Below are 18,243 nucleotides of genomic sequence, written 5' to 3'. Positions count from 1 at the left end.
TTATGATCTATCCTGATGAAACAATGCTTTACGCACCGGTAGAATGGCACGATTGCTCTGAAGGCTACACCGACATTCTCTACGAGAAATCCACCGACGGTATCGCAAAAATCACCATTAATCGTCCGCAGGTACGCAATGCCTTCCGTCCGGTCACCGTGAAAGAGATGATCCAGGCGCTGGCGGATGCTCGCTACGATGACAACATTGGCGTGATTATTTTGACCGGTGCTGGCGACAAAGCGTTCTGCGCTGGTGGCGATCAGAAAGTGCGCGGTGACTACGGCGGATACCAGGATGATTCCGGTGTGCATCACCTGAACGTACTGGACTTCCAGCGCCAGATTCGTACCTGTCCGAAGCCGGTAGTGGCGATGGTTGCAGGCTTTTCTATCGGCGGCGGCCATGTGCTGCACATGATGTGTGACCTGACCATTGCGGCTGAAAACGCCATCTTCGGCCAGACCGGTCCGAAAGTTGGTTCCTTCGATGGCGGTTGGGGTGCCTCTTACATGGCGCGTATTGTCGGTCAGAAAAAAGCGCGTGAAATCTGGTTCCTGTGCCGTCAGTACGATGCGAAGCAAGCGCTGGATATGGGCCTGGTAAACACCGTGGTTCCGCTGGCCGATCTGGAAAAAGAGACCGTACGCTGGTGTCGTGAAATGCTGCAAAACAGCCCGATGGCGTTGCGCTGCCTGAAAGCTGCACTGAACGCCGACTGCGATGGTCAGGCTGGTCTGCAAGAACTGGCGGGTAACGCCACCATGCTGTTCTACATGACGGAAGAAGGTCAGGAAGGCCGTAACGCCTTTAACCAGAAACGTCAGCCGGATTTCAGCAAATTTAAACGGAATCCGTAATGCGTAGCGCGCAGGTATACCGCTGGCAGATCCCCATGGACGCGGGGGTGATTCTGCGCGACAGGCGGTTAAAAACGCGTGATGGGCTGTACGTTCGCCTTTGTGACGGCGAGCGCGAAGGGTGGGGAGAGATCTCCCCGCTGCCGGGCTTCAGTCAGGAGAGCTGGGAAGAGGCGCAAACCGAGCTGCTGGCCTGGGTCAACGGCTGGCTACAGGGGGATTCTTCCTTACCGCAGCTGCCTTCGGTCGCCTTTGGCGCAAGCTGTGCGCTGGCCGAACTGGCTGGCGTATTGCCAGAGGACGCAGACTACCGTGCAGCGCCGCTGTGTACGGGCGATCCTGATGATCTGGTACTGCAACTGGCGGACATGCCGGGTGAAAAAGTAGCGAAGATCAAGGTCGGACTGTATGAAGCGGTTCGTGACGGTATGGTCGCCAACCTGCTGCTTGAGGCTATCCCGGAGCTGTATTTGCGACTTGACGCCAACCGAGCCTGGACGCCGTTGAAAGCCCAGCAGTTCGCGAAGTACGTTAATCCAGAGTACCGCGGGCGCATCGCTTTTCTCGAAGAGCCATGCAAAACCCGCGATGACTCTCGTGCTTTTGCGCGTGAAACCGGCATTGCCATTGCCTGGGATGAAAGCCTGCGTGAAGCGGATTTCATCTTCGAAGCCGAAGAGGGCGTCAAGGCAGTGGTTATCAAACCTACGCTGACGGGCAGTCTCGATAAAGTGCGCGAACAGGTGGCAGCGGCGCATGCACTTGGTCTCACCGCTGTTATTAGTTCGTCGATCGAGTCGAGCCTGGGCTTAACCCAACTGGCGCGAATTGCCGCCTGGCTGACGCCGCAGACCATTCCGGGGCTGGATACCCTGAGCCTGATGCAGTGCCAGCAGGTACGCACCTGGCCGGGTAGCGCATTGCCGTGTATCGATGTTGATGCGCTGGAACGCCTGCTATGACCCAGCGGGAAATGCCCGATAGCGTAAGCATATCGGGCCTGGTACAACCCGATGACTGGCCGTGGCGTCACTGGCGACAGGTTCGTGCAGAGGTGCCTGCTCTACGCCTCAACGATGAAGTATTAAGCTGGAGCGAGCTCTGCACGCGCGTTGACCATCTGGCCAGCGGTTTTGCCGCTCAGGGCGTGGAAGAGGGCGATGGCGTCCTGCTTCGCGCCTGGAATCATCCGCGTGCTTTGCTGGCCTGGCTGGCATTGTTGCAATGTGGGGCGCGGGTTTTACCTGTGAACCCACAGCTGCCTCAATCGCTGCTTGACGCGCTGGTCCCGGACTTAACGCTGCGTTTTGCGATGGATCTGGAGACCGCTAATGTTCTCACGGGACTCCATCCGTTGCAGATGCAGGCAGTGCCAGGCAAGCATGCCGCCGCGTGGTTACCCCAGCGGTTGAGCACGATGACGTTAACCTCAGGTTCTACCGGATTGCCAAAGGCAGCGGTGCATACCTGTCAGGCTCATCTGGCAAGCGCGCAGGGCGTGTTGTCATTAATGCCGTTTGACGCTGAAGATGACTGGCTGCTCTCGCTGCCGCTGTTTCATGTTTCCGGCCAGGGTATTTTGTGGCGTTGGTTGTTTGCCGGGGCACGAATGACCGTGCGCGACAAGCAACCATTGGAGCAAATGCTGGCTGGATGCACTCATGCTTCGCTGGTGCCCACGCAGCTGTGGCGCCTGCTGGTCAACAAAACGGCGGTAACGCTCAAAGCAGTGCTCCTGGGGGGCGCGGCAATTCCTGTTGAATTGACGGAACAGGCGCGCGAGCAAAGGATTCGCTGCTGGTGCGGTTACGGTTTAACGGAGTTTGCTTCTACGGTCTGTGCGAAAGAGGCGGATGGCCTGGCGGATGTGGGGTCGCCCCTGGCAGGCAGAGAAGTCAGAATCGTTGATGGTGAAGTCTGGCTGCGTGCCGCCAGCATGGCGCAAGGTTACTGGCGTAACGGGCAGCTGATTCCTTTAGTAAACGCGGAAGGCTGGTTTGCCACCCGCGATCGCGGGGTGTTGAAGGACGGCAAGTTAACCATTGTCGGTCGGATGGACAATCTGTTCTTTAGCGGCGGGGAAGGCATACAGCCGGAAGAGGTGGAACGCGTGATTGCTGCGCATCCGCATGTTCTGCAAGCCTTCATTGTGCCGATAGAAGACAAAGAGTTTGGTCATCGCCCGGTGGCGGTCGTTGAGTATGACACCAATGCCGGTGACACCAATCTGGCTGAGTGGGTGAAAGATAAGCTGGCCCGCTTTCAGCAACCGGTATGCTGGCTGACATTGCCACCCGAACTAAAATCCGGAGGGATTAAAATTTCTCGTCGTGCGCTGTCAGATTGGGTAAGTGCTTCATTGTTAAAATTAAGCAAACAGTAATTACATTTCTCACTTTCGCCATTGAGTCGCTATTGTCATTTTGTTTATCTGCTAAAGTGTAACCTGCTGTGAAATTTTTTAACAAAAGGTGCGCTATGGAATGGCATGTGAAGAAGTCTTGCTGTCACAAAAAAGCAGGCAGGCTCTATATCGTACTTTGTGATAGCGGCGGTTCGCTAAAGATGGTGGCTGAGGCGCAATCTTCCGAGTGGGTTAAGCCCGGAGACCTCCTTTCACCGCTGAAAGATGCACTGTATTGCATTAATCGCGATACCTCACGGTTAATCAAAATAGTTGATGCCAGACAGTACATGTGCGACGAATGGGAACGCCTGTTACGACTGTCTGAAGATAAATAATCTCAGGGTTGGCGCTGGTGTGAAGGTAAAAAAATCGTCAGTAGCCCTGCCATGATGCACAGCACTCCGGCGAGCGCTTTCGCTGAAAATATTCCCTGCCAGCCGGGCAGGATCATTGATGCAACCCACACCAGTACATAGCTCAGGCTGAGCAGGGCATACGCTTTGCTCAGTGCGAGCTGGTGCAGCGCTTTATGCCAGCAAATCACCGACAGTAAATACCCTGCCAGTCCGGCATACAGAGCAAATGCGCTGACGCTAAGAGAGAATACGGCGGAAATGAATTGCTGCGGCTGCAGCATTGGCGGCAGATTATCCATCGCAAAGCCGAGACTCAACTGGGCGGCTGAAGTGATAATAACGCTGCATAATCCCCAAAAGATGCCCATTACACCGCACTCCCAAGAATAAAGATGCCGGTGATGATTAACCCCACTCCCAGCCAGTGGCGTGGGGTGACGGGTTCGCGCCAGATTTTCCAGGCAGCCAGAGTCACCCATACAAAATTAAGACTCAGCATGGGGTAGGCGATGCCGACCGGAATGTTCTGCAGCACCGCCAGCCATAGCAGCATGGCCAGACCGAGACTTGCCAGAGCAAGCCCAATCCATAGCGTAATGTGGCGTTTTCGCGCTCGAACGGGAACGGGTCGCGACGCCTGCTTCTGACATAACTGACCGCAGACGCTGAGCAGGCTGGCGAGAACTAAAGCTATCCAGATCATTTCGGCCGATACTGAATCAGGACCAGACGCCCCTGATTATCGATATAGTCAGCGGGAGGGATAGCAAGTCGATTAATATCTTCATCCTTATCGACTGAAAGCACGAGCGTAATGTTTCCTTGCTGACGATGTTGCGCTAACCACTCGGCAAAGTTCCCCCGACCGATAAAACGCCCTTGGGCATCCGGGTAGTTAAGGCCATATTTTAACTCGCCCGTTTGTCCGTACATTATGATGTCGTCACGCTTCAGGCTCCAGGCCAGCCCCGCGGCGACGCCAACGCTGTCGGTGAGAATATAACGACTCGACTCCAGCGACTCTTTGGTCATCTCGACAAAAAATTGTGGCTGTTTAGATTCCATCACCCGGTCAGGAATGGAGAAGCCAAACAACAGTGCCAGGCCTAATGGACACAGCGCTGCGAACGTCCAGTTCTTCTCGCGGTTATTTAGCGTATACCAGCCAAAGAGCGTCCAGATGATAAAAATGCCCCACGCACAAAACACTTTATACGTTTCGATATGTGACCAGACCGGCGTCTTTAATGGACCCAGTGTAGAAACAATAAACGTGGCGACAATGCCGGTTACACCGAACAGAACGTTGATCCAGCCATTCACGCGCAGCGCGGTTGCGCCTTTTTGCGCGGCCTGCAGGCCGAAACGCGCCGTCAATATTGCCAGCGGCGCGAAGCAGGAAAGAATATAGGTCGGCAGTTTTCCTTTCGCGATGCTGAAAAACAGGATTGGCATGATAATCCAGCTTAGCAGGTACAGTGCGCTGCGCGGAACATCCCGTTCACGCCAGCCCGTACGCAGCGCGCCGGGGAGCAGCCCGAGCCACGGTAATGCGCCAGCCACCAATACCGGAATGTAGTACCAGACGGGGGCCTTATGTTGGGCATCCTCCTGCGCGAAGCGTTGAATATGTTCAACCCAGAAGAAGTAATGCCAGAAATCCGGCTCACGCCGGGCAATCGCTATTCCCCAAGGCAGCACAGTCACGATGCAACCGACTACTGCCAGCAGACCGTAGATAATGAGATCTTTCCAGCGCTTTTGTACGAAAACCCACGGCAGTACGCTGAGTACAGGAATGGCGAGTGCCAAGAAACCCTTGGTCATCACGCCCATGCCGCAGGTTAACCCTAACAGCAGAAAGGCGGTAATTTTGCGCATTCTGCTGGTGGCTTGCATCCCCTCCCAAAAGCAGCACATGCCCGCCATTAGCCAGAGCGCAATGATGGGATCAAGTACCGCGTAGGTGCCGATGCTGTAAACCGAAAAAAACGTTAAGAAGATAACCGAAGAGAGTACGGCGGTGCGCTTATCCCGCCACAACCGCATGGCAAGCCAGGCTACCATTAGCGCCGTCAGCAAAGTGGCAAAGATGGCTCCTGCTCTGACGCCGAAATTATTGGTGCCAAACAGCCATTGCCCGATGCTGTTTAACCAGTATCCGGCAATCGGTTTTTCAAAATATCGCAGCCCTAAAAAGTGCGGAACGATCCCGTCGCCAGAGGTCAGCATTTCCCGACTGATTTCGGCATAGCGCGTTTCATCAGGCTGCCACAGCAGGCGGCTGTTGATGGGGAGAATAAAATACAGCGCAATAAAAGCGATAAATGCCAGGGTGTAGCGGACAGTATGTTTCATCTTGTCACGCTCACTGGTTGTTGGCGGCCGACCCATCCCTCTCTGCCGGGTATTTTGCCACGCACGATCTGCCCTGTTGGCAGCGAACTGACATCGTCCGGTAACAGGTCGCCGAGCGGGCAAAATGTTATCCCCATGTCTGCGGCGCGAGTAAGCAGCTCGTCAAAATTCTGCTGAAAGGCGATGCCTTCAACTTCCGCATGAATGGTATACACCGGTGTTCCTCTGCTCATCTGGATGTGGGAGAGAATGTAAGCGTTGAAGTCCACCGCCTGGACTTCCTGACCAACCACTTCATCCCAGGTGGGTAGCGTGACGGGAATTTGCGGCGTACCTGTTTTCCCGGACGTCAGCACCGGACGGAATAACGACGTTCCCCGACAGTCGCTGTTATAACGCAGATGGAACGTTTCTTTGGCGTGGACGACGCGATCGTCGGCACGCCATCCGGCAACGGCAGAACAAGTGACGGGTTGTCCGATAAGAGTTTCAAGGGCCGTGATGCCTCGTGAAATATCATCAATCAGCTGTTTGTCATTCCAGTTTCCGCTTCGCGCCTGCCAGGCATGGTGATCCCAGGCATGCAGACCGGTTTCATGAAGCAGGGCGGTTTGCGCAATGATCGCCGCGTTGGCCTGGCCGATCTCTTTTCCCGGCCAGGCGGTTCCCGCCAGCAATATATCCCATCCGTAAAGTGATGCGGCGTTTGAGCGCAGCATCTTCCACAGAAATTGTGGTTTCACAAGACGCCAGAGATGGCGTCCCATGTTGTCCGGTCCAACGCTAAAGAAAAAACTTGCACGCACGTTATGTCGGTTCAATGTCTCCAGCAGGCGGGGTACGCCTTCGCGCGTCCCCCTGAAAGTATCGACATCTATGCGCAAGCCGACTTGGGTCATGATGTGTGTTCCGTGATATTCACACTGCGTAAGAAGAAGTCCAGCGTCTCTTCTACCGTTTCCTGCATCTCAATGGTGGGCTCCCAGTTCAGGCAGCGTTTCGCATTGCGGATGTTGGGCTTACGATGTTCAACGTCTTGATAACCTTTACCATAGTAGCTGCTGCTTTCGACGTCACGGAAACCGGCAAACGGCGGGAAGTGGTTACGCAATGGATGTTTTTCAAAGCAGGTAAGCAGCATTTCTGCCAGTTCCTGAATACTCGCTTCGTTCTGCGGATTACCGATGTTGATAATCTCACCGTCGCAGCGTCCGCCTTCGTTTTCAATGATGCGGTACAGGGCTTCGATACCATCCCGAATGTCGGTAAAGCAGCGTTTTTGCTTGCCGCCTTCAATCAGCTTAATCGGTGAACCTTCCACCAGATTGAGGATCAGTTGGGTAATGGCGCGTGAGCTGCCGATACGCGCGGCGTTTAGGCTGTCCAGACGCGGCCCCATCCAGTTAAACGGGCGGAACAGGGTGAAGCGCAATCCCTCTTTTTCGCCGTACGCCCAGATTACGCGGTCCAACAACTGCTTGGAAACGGAGTAGATCCAGCGTGGTTTATTCACCGGACCGACGATCAGATTCGAGCTGTCCTCATCGAAGACTTTGTCGGTACACATGCCGTAGACTTCGGACGTTGACGGGAAAATGATGCGCTTACGGTATTTCACGCAGTAGCGAATGATTTTCAGGTTCTCTTCAAAATCGAGCTCAAATACGCGCAACGGGTTGCGGGTATATTCGATTGGCGTTGCGATCGCCACCAGCGGCAGCACGACGTCGCATTTTTTAACATGGTATTCAATCCATTCGGAGTGAATGCTGATGTCGCCTTCGACGAAGTGGAATCGCGGATGCTGCAGAAAACGTCCAATGGCGTCACTGCCAATATCGAGCCCATACACTTCGTAATGATCTTCTTGCAGCAGGCGTTCGGTCAGATGGTTACCAATGAAGCCATTAACGCCAAGGATCAGCACACGGGTACGGCATTTGCTGGTGGCAACCGACTGGCTGTTCAGGCGGGAGCCTGGAACCAGGCCCAGAACCTGCGCCAGTTGCGAGCCTTGCATTGCAATACCATCGCCAGCTTGTCCGGTAATAATTTCCAGGGCGCCATCGCCACAGGCGATCAGCAAAGGAGAAACGGAGATGACGGTACCCGGTTGGGTCGCTGAGTCATTTACGCAAACGCGCGATGACCAGACGGTGAACTTTTGTGTGCCGACATAGCTATATGCGCCCGGCCACGGATCGCTGACGGCGCGGACCTGGTTATGCAACTCCGCGGCAGGTGTGTTCCAGTCGAGGAAGCTATCTTCCGGTGTACGGCGACCAAAACAGGTAGCATCTGCTTCCTGTTGGGGGCGTTCTGCATAATCCCCGGTTTTAATCGCGGGCAGTGCCTGTTCCAGCAGGTGACGCGCAGCCTGGCACAATTTATGGTGCAGCGTTAACGCCACGTCATCTGGCGAAATAGCGACGTGCTGCTGAGCAATAATGGCGCCAGCATCCGCGCGTTTGACCATGCGGTGAAGCGTGACGCCGGTTTCGGTTTCGCCATTGACCAATACCCAGTTCAGCGGCGCGCGACCACGGTATTTCGGCAGCAACGAACCGTGCAGATTAAAAGCCCCGGCAGGCGCAAGACTGAGGATCTCATCACTCAGTAAATGGCGATAGTAGAACGAGAAGATAACATCCGGCGCCAGTTGGCTAATGCGTTCAATCCACAAGGGATGATTGACCTCGTTCGGGGCGTAAACCGGAATTCCGGCGCTGGCGGCAAGGCGGGAAACCGATCCAAAAAATGCTTTTTCGCCCGGATTATCGGTGTGCGTGAAAATGGCAGCGATTTCATAACCTGCATCCAACAAAGCCTGGACACCCTGACATCCCATATCGTGATAGGCAAATACGATGGCTTTCATGCGCGGTTTTCCTCGGTTGGCTGCGTGGTTTGTGGGCGGATAACGTGTTGAACAAAATAACGGGGGCGGGCGCGGACATCGTTATAGATGCGACCGATATATTCGCCGAGTAAACCCATGCCAATAAACTGTGCGCCGATAAAGGTAAACAGGACGGCAAACAGCATGAATACCCCTTCCGCGGCCCACTGTGGACCGAGCGTCAGACGCAGAACTACAAGCAGGATAGACAAGGTAAAGCCAGTGGCGGCGATTATGCTGCCCAACAGGCTCAACATACGAAGTGGCGTTGTGGTCAGACAGGTCACCAGGTCATACATCAGGTTGATCAGACGCATAAAGCTGTATTTGGAGTCACCAAATTCACGCTCTGCATGGTGTACCGGGATTTCCGTAGCGCGCCGGGCAAAAATGTTGGCCAGAATCGGGATAAAGGTGCTGCGCTCCTGGCAATGCAGCATGGCATCGACGATGTGGCGGCGATAAGCGCGTAACATGCAACCGTAGTCGCCCATCGCTTTACCGGTGGTGCGCTGAATCAGATGGTTAATCATTCGCGATGCGGTCTTACGAAATACGCTGTCCTGACGGTTCTGACGTACCGTGCCGACCACATCGAAGCCTTCATCTGCGGTGGCGACCAGCCGTGGGATCTCCTCCGGCGGGTTTTGCAAATCGGCATCCAGTGTGATGATCACGTCGCCGGTGACATGACTGAAACCGGCCATAATCGCCGAGTGTTGCCCGTAATTGCGATTCAATAAAATAGAAACAATATGGCTGTTCGGTGCCTGGGAAGCGTCCATCATCAGCTGAGCGGAATGGTCGCTGCTGCCGTCATCAATTAGCAGAATTTCATAGTCTTTGCCCAATTTTTCGCAGGCAGCGCTGGTGCGTCTGATTAACTCTGGCAAGCTTTCCTGTTCATTAAAAACGGGAATGACCACCGAGACTTTTTTGATCGGTGCTGCTTCAAACATGGTTATTGTCCTGCAATCTCGCGAAGTGCCGTAATTACCCGCTGGGTGTCATCGGCGGTCATGTCGGGGAATAACGGCAGTGAGCAAATGCGCGCGCTATTCCATTCTGTATTGGGGAGCGAAAGGGTAGTGAAGCGTTCGCGGTAATATTTTTGCGTATGGGCCGCACGAAAATGCAGACCGGTGCCGATATTTTTGGCCTTTAACGCTTCCATTAAGGCATCTCTGCTCACACCGCAGCGGGCTTCGTCAACGCGAATGATGAACAGGTGCCAGGCGTGAACGTGCGCCCACTGGGGCAGACTCAGTGGTTGAAATGGCGTATCGGCCAGCGCCTGTTGATACTCGCGGGCAATTTGCGCCCGGCGTGAGTTCAGGTGTTCCAGTTTATTTAGCTGTACCAACGCAATGGCGGCATTGATATCCGTGAGGTTGTACTTGTACCCTGGCGCAAGCACTTCGGCCTGCGGCGCCCGGCCATAGGTTTGTCGATCAAAGGCATCAACGCCCAGACCGTGAAACTTCAGGCTGCGAAGCCGTTGGGCAAGCTGGCTGTCGTCGGTAACGATCAACCCGCCTTCGGCGCAGGTAATATTTTTGATGGCGTGAAACGAGAATATTGCCGTGCCGCGCGCGCCGACATGACGACCTTTATACAACGTCCCTACGGCGTGGGCCGCATCTTCTATAATCGGAATGCCATAGCGTTCGCCAATGGCATAAATCGCGTCCAGGTCGGCGGGGGCGCCTGCGTAATGTACCGGAATAATGGCTTTGGTTCGCGGGGTGATGGCGGCCTCAATTTGCTCCGGTGTGACCATGAGCGTATCGCGGTCGACGTCGATCATGACTGGCGTCGCACCCAGCAGGACAATCATGTTGAGGGTAGAAACCCACGTCATTGACGGTGTAATAATCTCATCGCCTGCACCGATGTCCAGCGCCATCAGCGTGATGTGCATTCCTGCCGTAGCGGAGCAGACGGCGACGGCGTGTTGATTTCCCGTGAGCTGGCAGAAGGCTTCTTCCAGCTGTTGATTTTTCGGGCCGGTGGTTATCCATCCAGAGTCCAGAACCGTCTTCACGCAGCAAGTTCTTCAGCCCCCATTGCCGGGCGAGAGAAAGGCAAAAAGTCAGACATCATTATTCCTTCAAGCCATTTAACGCCACCGACGTTTTATTTTTAGTGATAAACAGGGGCGTCGTTAATTATTTCATCAGGCTTCAAAGGGTAATGACGGAAGGTTAATTTATCCTTAAGAGTTTAAGGTTTGGGAAAGAGAGAGGAATAGCGTGTTTTTTATTTATCTTAATGAAAAAAAGATCATGTAGGTTCTTGAGTAGTTTGGGCGACATTGCTGTTATCTGCAGACTGATGCGCGCAATGCCGCTATTAAAATGATAACTTACAGTAACCCTTTCAAGGTTAACGTTTTACGCGTGGCGATATTTAAATCGTAGGAGCCGAGATCTTCCGCTTTAACCCAGGCGAATGCCTGGAATTCTTCATTAATCTTCACTTCACGATTAGCCGCCACACAATCGAAGATGAGATAAATCATATAAATCTCTTCCTGACTGCCATCGGCGTACGTTTTGGTGCGAACATCGTCACTGAAGGTCCATGGCGTAATATCTGATAACACCAGTTGTTCGCCCAGCTCTTCTCTTACTTCACGGCGCAAAGCTTCTTCAATACGTTCACCCGGTTCAACGCCGCCGCCAGAAAGCGCCCACTGACCGGGGAACACACCGCGGTCGTCAGCCATTTTGCACAGTAAATAACAGCCATCGTTTTGAATTAATGGGCAAACAATTGTTCTTTGGCGCATAAGTCGAATCCTTGTAGGGGGAGGTATAGAAAATTCCATCGTGCACGCATCTTACCTTTTGCTGGCGGTAGAAAAAACGCTTCATCGACGAATAACGCCGCTTTGGCAGGGAAAACAGGATGTTTGTAGAAAATGGCGTTCTGCTGCCCTCAGTGGCGTAATTGCTACAAGAATTTAACCTTATCTAAATCTTGTGAGTAGTATTTGCTTACAATATGTTATTGCATCGCTTTTTTAGTGCATTGATTCCTCGTGATCTAACAGTACAATTCACAGGTTTTGGGGTTATGTTTTGATTCTTGCTGGAAAGGATAGAAAATGAAAAAAAGTTTAATGTTGGGTTTTGCCGGAATGCTGTTTGTTTCCGCGTCGGCGAGCGCGATTAGCATCAGCGGCCAGGCTGGCGAAGACTACACCAACCTGAGTTTCGGTATGGGTACTGAGACCACCGGTCTGGCCGTCAGCGGTAACTGGATGCATAACGATGACGACGGCGATGCGGCCGGTCTGGGACTGGGTCTGAATATTCCTCTCGGTCCGCTGCTAGCAACGGTCGGTGGGAAAGGCATTTATACTAACCCGAATGATGGTGACGAGGGTTACGCGGCGGCGGTCGGTGGCGGTTTGCAGTGGCCGATTGGCGACAGCCTCCGCCTGTTTGGTGAGTATTATTACTCTCCCGATTCTCTTTCCAGCGGTATCGACAGCTATGAAGAAGCGAATGCAGGTGCGCGTCTGACCATTATGCGTCCGCTGAGCATTGAAGCCGGTTATCGCTACCTGAACCTGGCAGGCAAAGACGGTAACCGCGATAACGCGATTGCTGACGGCCCGTACGTTGGGGTTAACGCGAGTTTCTGATTTTTCCGGCGCGGCGTTCAGTCGCGCCTTCCCCCCTCCATGCGTTATAGTGTTTTCATCATAAAAGCAGGAGAACACGATGTTAAACGTGGAGATGCTATCCACCGGGGATGAAGTGTTGCACGGACAAATCGTCGACACGAATGCCGCCTGGCTGGCCGATTTTTTCTTTAATCAGGGGTTACCGCTAACCCGTCGCAACACGGTAGGCGACAATCTTGATGATTTGGTCGCCGTTTTGCGTGAGCGTAGCGAACATGCCGATGTACTGATCGTTAACGGCGGTCTGGGACCAACCAGCGATGATTTGAGCGCGCTGGCGGCGGCCACGGCAAAAGGTGAAGGGCTGGTGCTGCATGAAGCATGGCTCGCCGAGATGGCGCGTTATTTCCGCGATCGTGGACGCGTGATGGCACCGAGTAACCGCAAACAGGCTGAGCTACCTGCCAGCGCGGAATTCATCAATAATCCGGTAGGAACCGCGTGTGGGTTTGCCCTGAAGCTTAACCGCTGCCTGATGTTCTTTACCCCAGGAGTGCCATCAGAATTTAAAGTTATGGTTGAGCATGAGATCCTGCCGCGTTTGCGTGAGCGTTTTTCGCTGTCTCAACCCCCGCTATGCCTGCGATTAACCACCTTTGGTCGTTCTGAAAGCGAGCTGGCGCAGAGCCTGGATCCGCTGCAATTGCCTCCGGGAGTGACAATGGGCTACCGCTCGTCAATGCCGATTATCGAACTGAAGCTGACCGGGCCGGATTCCCAACGGGAAGCGATGCTGGCGCTGTGGCCAGAAGTTAAGCGGGTTGCCGGGCAGAATATGATTTTCGAAGGTACGGAAGGTTTACCCGCGCAAATCGCCCGCACGTTGCAGGAACGGCAATACAGCCTGACGCTAAGCGAACAATTCACCGGCGGTCTGGTGGCGCTGCAGCTTTCGCGCGTGAATGCTCCGCTGTTGGCGAGCGAAGTGGTTCCGCCCCAGGAAGAAACGCTGGCGCAAACGGCACACTGGATAACCGAACGACGCGGCAACCATTATGCCGGGCTGGCGTTGGCGGTATCGGCTTTCGAAAACGAACATATTAACTTTGCGCTGGCAACGCCTGATGGAACGCATGCCTTACGCGTACGGCTGAACGCTAATCGTTATAGTTTGTCGGTGCGTCAGGAAGTGTGTGCAATGATGGCGCTCAATATGCTGCGCCGTTGGCTCAACGGGCAGGATATTGCCAGCGAACACGGTTGGATAGAAGTGGTTGAATCCCTGACGCTGCCTTCCTGACTTGCACTCTCTCACGCGCTTGTTATGGGAAGGCATACTGGCCTTCCCGTTATCAGTCCAACCTGTTGTACTCTCTGTAAAAAAATCCGTGCGTTAGTTCACAATTATGCTCTTTTTTTCTCCAGCTAGCTGGAAGAACGAGAGGATTTGATGCGCTTCACAATTTTAACCCCCTTAACCTACCACACTGATTCCAGTATCTCAGACTGGAGTCCAGTATGTTGGAATCAAGCAAAGTTCCCGCGCTCACCAGGGCGATCGAAATACTCAATCTCATTGCGCGTATCGGCCCATGTAGCGCCGCCACCATCATAGAGGCGCTGGGTATTCCAAAAAGCACCGCGTACCTGTTACTTAACGAACTGAAGCGTCAGCGCTTTATTAGCATTGATCATCAGGAAAATTACTGCCTGTGGACCAAGCTGGTTGAGTTGTCCGGGCATGCGCTGAGCAAGATGGATTTACGTGAACTGGCGCGTCCCCGGCTGACACAGCTGATGGATGAGACAGGGTTACTTTGCCATCTCGGGATCATCGACCACGAAAGCGCGTATTACATTCTGAAAGTGGAATCGTCATCCACTATCAGCGTGCGCTCCCACGAAGGGAAAAGTCTTTCGCTCTATCGCTCGGGTATTGGCAAATGCCTGCTGGCCTGGCAACCGGCAGCCGCACGAAAAGCCATTATTGAACAGCTGATATGGGAACAGGCAACGCCGACCACTATCACCAGGCCACAGCAGTTGAATGACGAGCTGGAGCGTATTCGACAGCGTGGATGGAGCTTTGATAATGGCGAAGATTATCCCGATGTTCGCTGCGTCGCAGCGCCTGTTTTTAACGCTAACAATGAACTGACCGCCGCGATTTCAGTGGTCGGCACTCGTCTGCAAATTAACGAAGAGAACCGTGATTATCTGGCCGGTAAAGCGATTGCCTGCGCCAGGGATATTTCACGCCTGTTGGGATGGAAAAGTCCCTTCGACTCACTCGCTTCATAAAAAGGAGAACACCATGACCCTACCTAAAATTAAACACGTTCGTGCCTGGTTTACCGGTGGTGCTACGGCGGATAAAGGCGCTGGCGGCGGCGACTATCACGATCAGGGCGCTAACCACTGGATTGACGATCATATCGCCACGCCAATGAGCAAATATCGTGAATATGAGCAATCGCGCCAGTCCTTTGGCATCAACGTATTAGGAACACTGATTGTTGAAGTGGAAGCTGAAAACGGACAGACCGGTTTTGCTGTTTCCACGGCAGGGGAGATGGGGTGCTTTATTGTGGAAAAGCATCTCAATCGTTTTATTGAAGGGAAATGCGTCAGTGATATCAAACTCATTCACGACCAGATGCTGGGCGCAACGATGTACTACTCCGGCTCCGGCGGTCTGGTGATGAACACCATCTCGTGCGTGGATCTGGCGCTGTGGGATCTGTTTGGCAAGGTGGTGGGTTTACCGGTCTACAAACTATTGGGTGGCGCGGTACGCGACGAAATTCAATTCTACGCGACCGGTGCGCGCCCTGATCTGGCGAAAGAAATGGGCTTTATTGGCGGCAAAATGCCGACCCACTGGGGGCCGCATGACGGGGATGCGGGGATCCGCAAAGATGCGGCAATGGTAGCCGACATGCGTGAGAAATGCGGTCCGGATTTCTGGTTGATGCTCGATTGCTGGATGAGTCAGGACGTGAACTATGCCAGCAAACTGGCCCATGCCTGCGCACCGTCCAATCTGAAGTGGATCGAAGAGTGTCTGCCGCCGCAGCAGTATGAAGGCTATCGCGAGCTGAAACGTAACGCCCCGGCGGGGATGATGGTTACCAGCGGTGAACACCACGGGACGCTGCAGTCCTTCCGCACACTCTCAGAAACCGGCATCGATATCATGCAGCCGGATGTGGGCTGGTGCGGTGGGTTAACCACGCTGGTGGAAATTGCCGCTATTGCTAAATCGCGCGGACAGCTGGTGGTGCCGCATGGTTCCTCGGTTTACTCGCACCATGCGGTGATCACGTTCACCAATACCCCGTTCAGCGAGTTTTTGATGACCAGCCCGGATTGTTCAACGATGCGTCCACAGTTTGATCCGATCCTTCTGGACGAGCCTGTACCCGTCAATGGCCGCATTCATAAGTCAGTGCTCGACAAACCAGGATTTGGCGTCGAGCTTAACCGCGACTGCAATCTGAAGCGCCCTTATAGCCACTAATGACCAGTGCGTTGCCAATACCACGGCAACGCCCTCATTTCTTTGAGGATCTTGCTATGAGTACCACGTTACTTGATGGTGTGGTGAAGAAAAACCGCGCCCGTTTGATTCCCTTTATGCTGGCGCTGTATGTGCTGGCGTTTCTTGACCGCTCGAACATCGGTTTTGCCAAAGAGACCTATCAGATTGATACCGGTCTGAGCAACGAAGCTTATGCGTTGGGCGCGGGGATTTTCTTTGTGGTTTACGCCTTTCTGGGGGTTCCTGCCAACCTGTTGATGCGTAAATTTGGTGCCAGAACCTGGATTGGTACCACCACGTTGCTGTGGGGATTCCTCTCTGCGGCGATGGCATGGGCGGATACTGAATCGAAATTTCTGATTATCCGTACTCTGCTGGGGGCGGCAGAGGCGGGCTTCTTCCCCGGTATGATCTACCTGACGTCCCAGTGGTTCCCCCAGCGTAACCGCGCCAGCATCATGGGGCTGTTCTACATGGGGGCGCCGCTGGCATTAACCCTGGGATCGCCGCTTTCTGGCGCGCTGCTGGAGATGCACGGGTTTATGGGGCATCCGGGATGGTTCTGGATGTTCGTTATCGAAGGTTTACTGGCGGTAGGCGCGGGTGTTTTCACCTTCTTCTGGCTGGATGATACCCCGCAGCAGGCGCGTTTCCTGAGCGCGGAGGAAAAGTCGTTACTTATTAGCCAACTGACAAGTGAAGAGGAGAAAAAGGTCACTTCACGCCTGTCGGATGCGCTGCGTAATGGCCGTGTCTGGCAACTGGCAATTATCTATCTGACGATCCAGGTGGCGGTGTATGGCCTGATCTTCTTCCTGCCAACTCAGGTTGCTGCGTTGTTAGGGACAAAAGTGGGCTTTACGGCTTCGGTCGTGGCGGCAATACCGTGGGTGGCGGCGCTGTTTGGTACCTGGCTTATTCCTCGCTACTCCGATCGCACCGGCGACCGGCGTAATGTTGCCGCGCTGACGCTGCTGGCGGCAGGAATCGGCATTGGCCTTTCCGGGCTGGTTTCACCGGTACTGGCGATTGTGGCGCTCTGCGTCGCGGCGGTCGGTTTCATTGCGGTACAGCCGGTGTTCTGGACGATGCCAACGCAACTTCTTTCCGGGACTGCTCTGGCGGCGGGGATCGGCTTCGTCAACCTGTTTGGTGCCGTCGGCGGCTTTATTGCTCCCATTCTGCGCGTCAAAGCCGAAACGGTGTTTGCCAGCGATGCGGCGGGCCTGCTGGTCCTCGCGGGCGTCGCGATTATTGGGTCGCTAATCATCTTTACGCTGAGTGTGAACCGTTCAGTTTCACAAGCAGGCGCTGCGCATCATTAATCTTATCTACGTTGTAAGGATCGTTATGAACGCATTGTTATCAAATCCCTTCAAAGAAGGATTACGCAAAGGGGAAATCCAGGTCGGCCTGTGGCTCAGTTCGACCACCTCTTACATGGCGGAGATTGCCGCGACGTCGGGCTATGACTGGCTGCTGATTGATGGAGAACACGCGCCGAACACGGTGCAGGATCTTTACCATCAGCTGCAGGCGATAGCGCCTTATGCCAGCCAGCCTGTGGTTCGCCCGGTGGAGGGCAGTAAAGCGTTGATCAAGCAGGTGCTGGATATTGGCGCGCAGACGCTGCTTGTCCCGATGGTCGACAGCGCAGAGCAGGCGCTTCAGGTGGTTTCCGCGACTCGTTATCCACCGCTCGGCGAGCGTGGTGTCGGCGCCAGCGTGGCACGGGCGGCGCGCTGGGGGCGTATCGACAATTATATGGCCCAGGCTAATGAATCACTCTGCCTGCTGGTACAGGTCGAAAGCAAAGCGGCACTGGATAATCTGGATGCCATTCTGGACGTTGACGGTATTGACGGTGTCTTTATTGGCCCGGCGGATCTTTCTGCGTCGTTGGGCTATCCGGATAATGCCGGACACCCGGAGGTGCAGCGGATCATTGAGCATAGCATTCGCCGTATTCGCGCAGCCGGAAAAGCAGCCGGTTTCCTCGCTGTTGACCCAACAATGGCGGAGAAATGTCTGCAATGGGGAGCAAATTTTGTCGCGGTAGGCGTGGATACCATGCTTTATACCGAAGCGCTGGATCGCAGGCTGGCAATGTTTAAATCAGGACCGGCAATTCAACCGCTGAAAAGTAGTTATTAGGTGCTAAAGCCCGGTAGCCAACGCCACCGGGCAA

The 18,243-nt window shown here is 54.2% G+C and carries 17 protein-coding genes and 1 pseudogene; 10 read left to right on the top strand and 8 right to left on the bottom strand.

Translation table 11 applies throughout. The annotated features are described in order from the left end of the window. The first annotated feature begins 2 nt into the window (after positions 1-2). The 4 genes from menB (at position 3) to pmrD (ending at position 3,602) form a co-directional block, all read left to right on the top strand. On the top strand, positions 3-860 hold the full coding sequence (menB, locus tag B9P82_RS05900; protein WP_003027671.1) for a 1,4-dihydroxy-2-naphthoyl-CoA synthase: 858 nt from the start codon (positions 3-5) through the stop codon (positions 858-860). Then, entirely contained in the window at positions 860-1,822 is a 963-nt protein-coding gene (menC, locus tag B9P82_RS05895; RefSeq protein WP_101700091.1) for an o-succinylbenzoate synthase, read from the top strand. Before menB ends, menC begins: the two co-directional genes overlap by 1 nt. Then, positions 1,819-3,243, top strand: a complete 1,425-nt coding sequence (menE, locus tag B9P82_RS05890) for an o-succinylbenzoate--CoA ligase (protein ID WP_094761636.1) — start codon at positions 1,819-1,821, stop codon at positions 3,241-3,243. Before menC ends, menE begins: the two co-directional genes overlap by 4 nt. A gap of 95 nt (positions 3,244-3,338) precedes the next feature. Then, positions 3,339-3,602, top strand: a complete 264-nt coding sequence (pmrD, locus tag B9P82_RS05885) for a signal transduction protein PmrD (RefSeq protein ID WP_101700090.1) — start codon at positions 3,339-3,341, stop codon at positions 3,600-3,602. A gap of 2 nt (positions 3,603-3,604) precedes the next feature. Here the strand turns inward: pmrD and arnF are convergent, their stop codons facing one another. The 8 genes and pseudogenes from arnF to nudI all read right to left on the bottom strand — a co-directional run bounded on the left by arnF (position 3,605) and on the right by nudI (position 11,671). Beyond that, positions 3,605-3,991, bottom strand: coding sequence for a 4-amino-4-deoxy-L-arabinose-phosphoundecaprenol flippase subunit ArnF (gene arnF / locus B9P82_RS05880; protein WP_049281482.1), 387 nt, complete (start codon positions 3,989-3,991; stop codon positions 3,605-3,607). After that, positions 3,991-4,326 carry a 4-amino-4-deoxy-L-arabinose-phosphoundecaprenol flippase subunit ArnE gene (arnE, locus tag B9P82_RS05875; RefSeq protein ID WP_016153819.1) on the bottom strand — a complete coding sequence of 112 codons (336 nt, stop codon included), beginning with the start codon at positions 4,324-4,326 and terminating at the stop codon, positions 3,991-3,993. Before arnE ends, arnF begins: the two co-directional genes overlap by 1 nt. Beyond that, entirely contained in the window at positions 4,323-5,981 is a 1,659-nt protein-coding gene (gene arnT, locus B9P82_RS05870; protein ID WP_101700089.1) for a lipid IV(A) 4-amino-4-deoxy-L-arabinosyltransferase, read from the bottom strand. Before arnT ends, arnE begins: the two co-directional genes overlap by 4 nt. Further along, positions 5,978-6,880, bottom strand: coding sequence for a 4-deoxy-4-formamido-L-arabinose-phosphoundecaprenol deformylase (gene arnD, locus B9P82_RS05865; protein WP_019077280.1), 903 nt, complete (start codon positions 6,878-6,880; stop codon positions 5,978-5,980). The genes arnT and arnD overlap by 4 nt, the downstream gene beginning before the upstream one ends. Next, the gene (gene arnA, locus B9P82_RS05860) at positions 6,877-8,859 is read right to left on the bottom strand and encodes a bifunctional UDP-4-amino-4-deoxy-L-arabinose formyltransferase/UDP-glucuronic acid oxidase ArnA (RefSeq protein ID WP_101700088.1); all 1,983 of its coding nucleotides are present in this window, start codon (positions 8,857-8,859) and stop codon (positions 6,877-6,879) included. The genes arnD and arnA overlap by 4 nt, the downstream gene beginning before the upstream one ends. Further along, positions 8,856-9,839, bottom strand: coding sequence for an undecaprenyl-phosphate 4-deoxy-4-formamido-L-arabinose transferase (gene arnC / locus B9P82_RS05855; RefSeq protein WP_101700087.1), 984 nt, complete (start codon positions 9,837-9,839; stop codon positions 8,856-8,858). Before arnC ends, arnA begins: the two co-directional genes overlap by 4 nt. A 2-nt stretch (positions 9,840-9,841) precedes the next feature. Continuing rightward, a pseudogene (gene arnB / locus B9P82_RS05850) lies at positions 9,842-10,980 on the bottom strand (UDP-4-amino-4-deoxy-L-arabinose aminotransferase). A 265-nt stretch (positions 10,981-11,245) separates the two neighbouring features. After that, positions 11,246-11,671 carry a nucleoside triphosphatase NudI gene (nudI, locus tag B9P82_RS05845; RefSeq protein WP_016153813.1) on the bottom strand — a complete coding sequence of 142 codons (426 nt, stop codon included), beginning with the start codon at positions 11,669-11,671 and terminating at the stop codon, positions 11,246-11,248. Positions 11,672-11,989: 318 nt separating this feature from the next. Here nudI and B9P82_RS05840 point away from each other — a divergent pair, with 318 nt between their 5' ends. The 6 genes from B9P82_RS05840 to yfaU all read left to right on the top strand — a co-directional run bounded on the left by B9P82_RS05840 (position 11,990) and on the right by yfaU (position 18,209). After that, positions 11,990-12,532 carry a YfaZ family outer membrane protein gene (locus tag B9P82_RS05840; RefSeq protein ID WP_016157029.1) on the top strand — a complete coding sequence of 181 codons (543 nt, stop codon included), beginning with the start codon at positions 11,990-11,992 and terminating at the stop codon, positions 12,530-12,532. A gap of 79 nt (positions 12,533-12,611) precedes the next feature. Further along, the gene (locus tag B9P82_RS05835; protein ID WP_047416288.1) at positions 12,612-13,814 is read left to right on the top strand and encodes a nicotinamide mononucleotide deamidase-related protein YfaY; all 1,203 of its coding nucleotides are present in this window, start codon (positions 12,612-12,614) and stop codon (positions 13,812-13,814) included. A 218-nt stretch (positions 13,815-14,032) separates the two neighbouring features. Then, positions 14,033-14,815 carry an IclR family transcriptional regulator gene (locus B9P82_RS05830; protein WP_016153810.1) on the top strand — a complete coding sequence of 261 codons (783 nt, stop codon included), beginning with the start codon at positions 14,033-14,035 and terminating at the stop codon, positions 14,813-14,815. A 13-nt stretch (positions 14,816-14,828) separates the two neighbouring features. Further along, on the top strand, positions 14,829-16,034 hold the full coding sequence (gene rhmD / locus B9P82_RS05825; RefSeq protein ID WP_101700086.1) for an L-rhamnonate dehydratase: 1,206 nt from the start codon (positions 14,829-14,831) through the stop codon (positions 16,032-16,034). A 56-nt stretch (positions 16,035-16,090) separates the two neighbouring features. Continuing rightward, positions 16,091-17,380 (top strand): MFS transporter, encoded by a 1,290-nt coding sequence (locus tag B9P82_RS05820; RefSeq protein ID WP_046275941.1) that lies wholly within the window; start codon positions 16,091-16,093, stop codon positions 17,378-17,380. A 25-nt stretch (positions 17,381-17,405) separates the two neighbouring features. Further along, a complete protein-coding gene (yfaU, locus tag B9P82_RS05815; RefSeq protein WP_101700085.1) occupies positions 17,406-18,209 on the top strand; it encodes a 2-keto-3-deoxy-L-rhamnonate aldolase in 804 nt (267 codons plus the stop codon). Positions 18,210-18,243 lie beyond the last annotated feature (34 nt).

It is taken from the genome of Citrobacter sp. L55, from assembly GCF_002850715.1.
Classification (GTDB): Bacteria; Pseudomonadota; Gammaproteobacteria; order Enterobacterales; family Enterobacteriaceae; genus Citrobacter; species Citrobacter braakii.
The sequence above is the reverse complement of the archived record's forward strand: the minus strand, read 5'-3'. Positions and strand labels throughout refer to the sequence as shown.

Excerpts from the sequence above, each read along its gene's own strand:
- menB (WP_003027671.1), top strand. The coding sequence starts at position 3 with ATGATCTATCCTGATGAAACAATGCTTTACGCACCGGTAGAATGGCAC.
- menC (WP_101700091.1), top strand. The coding sequence starts at position 860 with ATGCGTAGCGCGCAGGTATACCGCTGGCAGATCCCCATGGACGCGGGG.
- menE (WP_094761636.1), top strand. The coding sequence starts at position 1,819 with ATGACCCAGCGGGAAATGCCCGATAGCGTAAGCATATCGGGCCTGGTA.
- pmrD (WP_101700090.1), top strand. The coding sequence starts at position 3,339 with ATGGAATGGCATGTGAAGAAGTCTTGCTGTCACAAAAAAGCAGGCAGG.
- arnF (WP_049281482.1), bottom strand. The coding sequence starts at position 3,991 with ATGGGCATCTTTTGGGGATTATGCAGCGTTATTATCACTTCAGCCGCC.
- arnE (WP_016153819.1), bottom strand. The coding sequence starts at position 4,326 with ATGATCTGGATAGCTTTAGTTCTCGCCAGCCTGCTCAGCGTCTGCGGT.
- arnT (WP_101700089.1), bottom strand. The coding sequence starts at position 5,981 with ATGAAACATACTGTCCGCTACACCCTGGCATTTATCGCTTTTATTGCG.
- arnD (WP_019077280.1), bottom strand. The coding sequence starts at position 6,880 with ATGACCCAAGTCGGCTTGCGCATAGATGTCGATACTTTCAGGGGGACG.
- arnA (WP_101700088.1), bottom strand. The coding sequence starts at position 8,859 with ATGAAAGCCATCGTATTTGCCTATCACGATATGGGATGTCAGGGTGTC.
- arnC (WP_101700087.1), bottom strand. The coding sequence starts at position 9,839 with ATGTTTGAAGCAGCACCGATCAAAAAAGTCTCGGTGGTCATTCCCGTT.
- nudI (WP_016153813.1), bottom strand. The coding sequence starts at position 11,671 with ATGCGCCAAAGAACAATTGTTTGCCCATTAATTCAAAACGATGGCTGT.
- B9P82_RS05840 (WP_016157029.1), top strand. The coding sequence starts at position 11,990 with ATGAAAAAAAGTTTAATGTTGGGTTTTGCCGGAATGCTGTTTGTTTCC.
- B9P82_RS05835 (WP_047416288.1), top strand. The coding sequence starts at position 12,612 with ATGTTAAACGTGGAGATGCTATCCACCGGGGATGAAGTGTTGCACGGA.
- B9P82_RS05830 (WP_016153810.1), top strand. The coding sequence starts at position 14,033 with ATGTTGGAATCAAGCAAAGTTCCCGCGCTCACCAGGGCGATCGAAATA.
- rhmD (WP_101700086.1), top strand. The coding sequence starts at position 14,829 with ATGACCCTACCTAAAATTAAACACGTTCGTGCCTGGTTTACCGGTGGT.
- B9P82_RS05820 (WP_046275941.1), top strand. The coding sequence starts at position 16,091 with ATGAGTACCACGTTACTTGATGGTGTGGTGAAGAAAAACCGCGCCCGT.
- yfaU (WP_101700085.1), top strand. The coding sequence starts at position 17,406 with ATGAACGCATTGTTATCAAATCCCTTCAAAGAAGGATTACGCAAAGGG.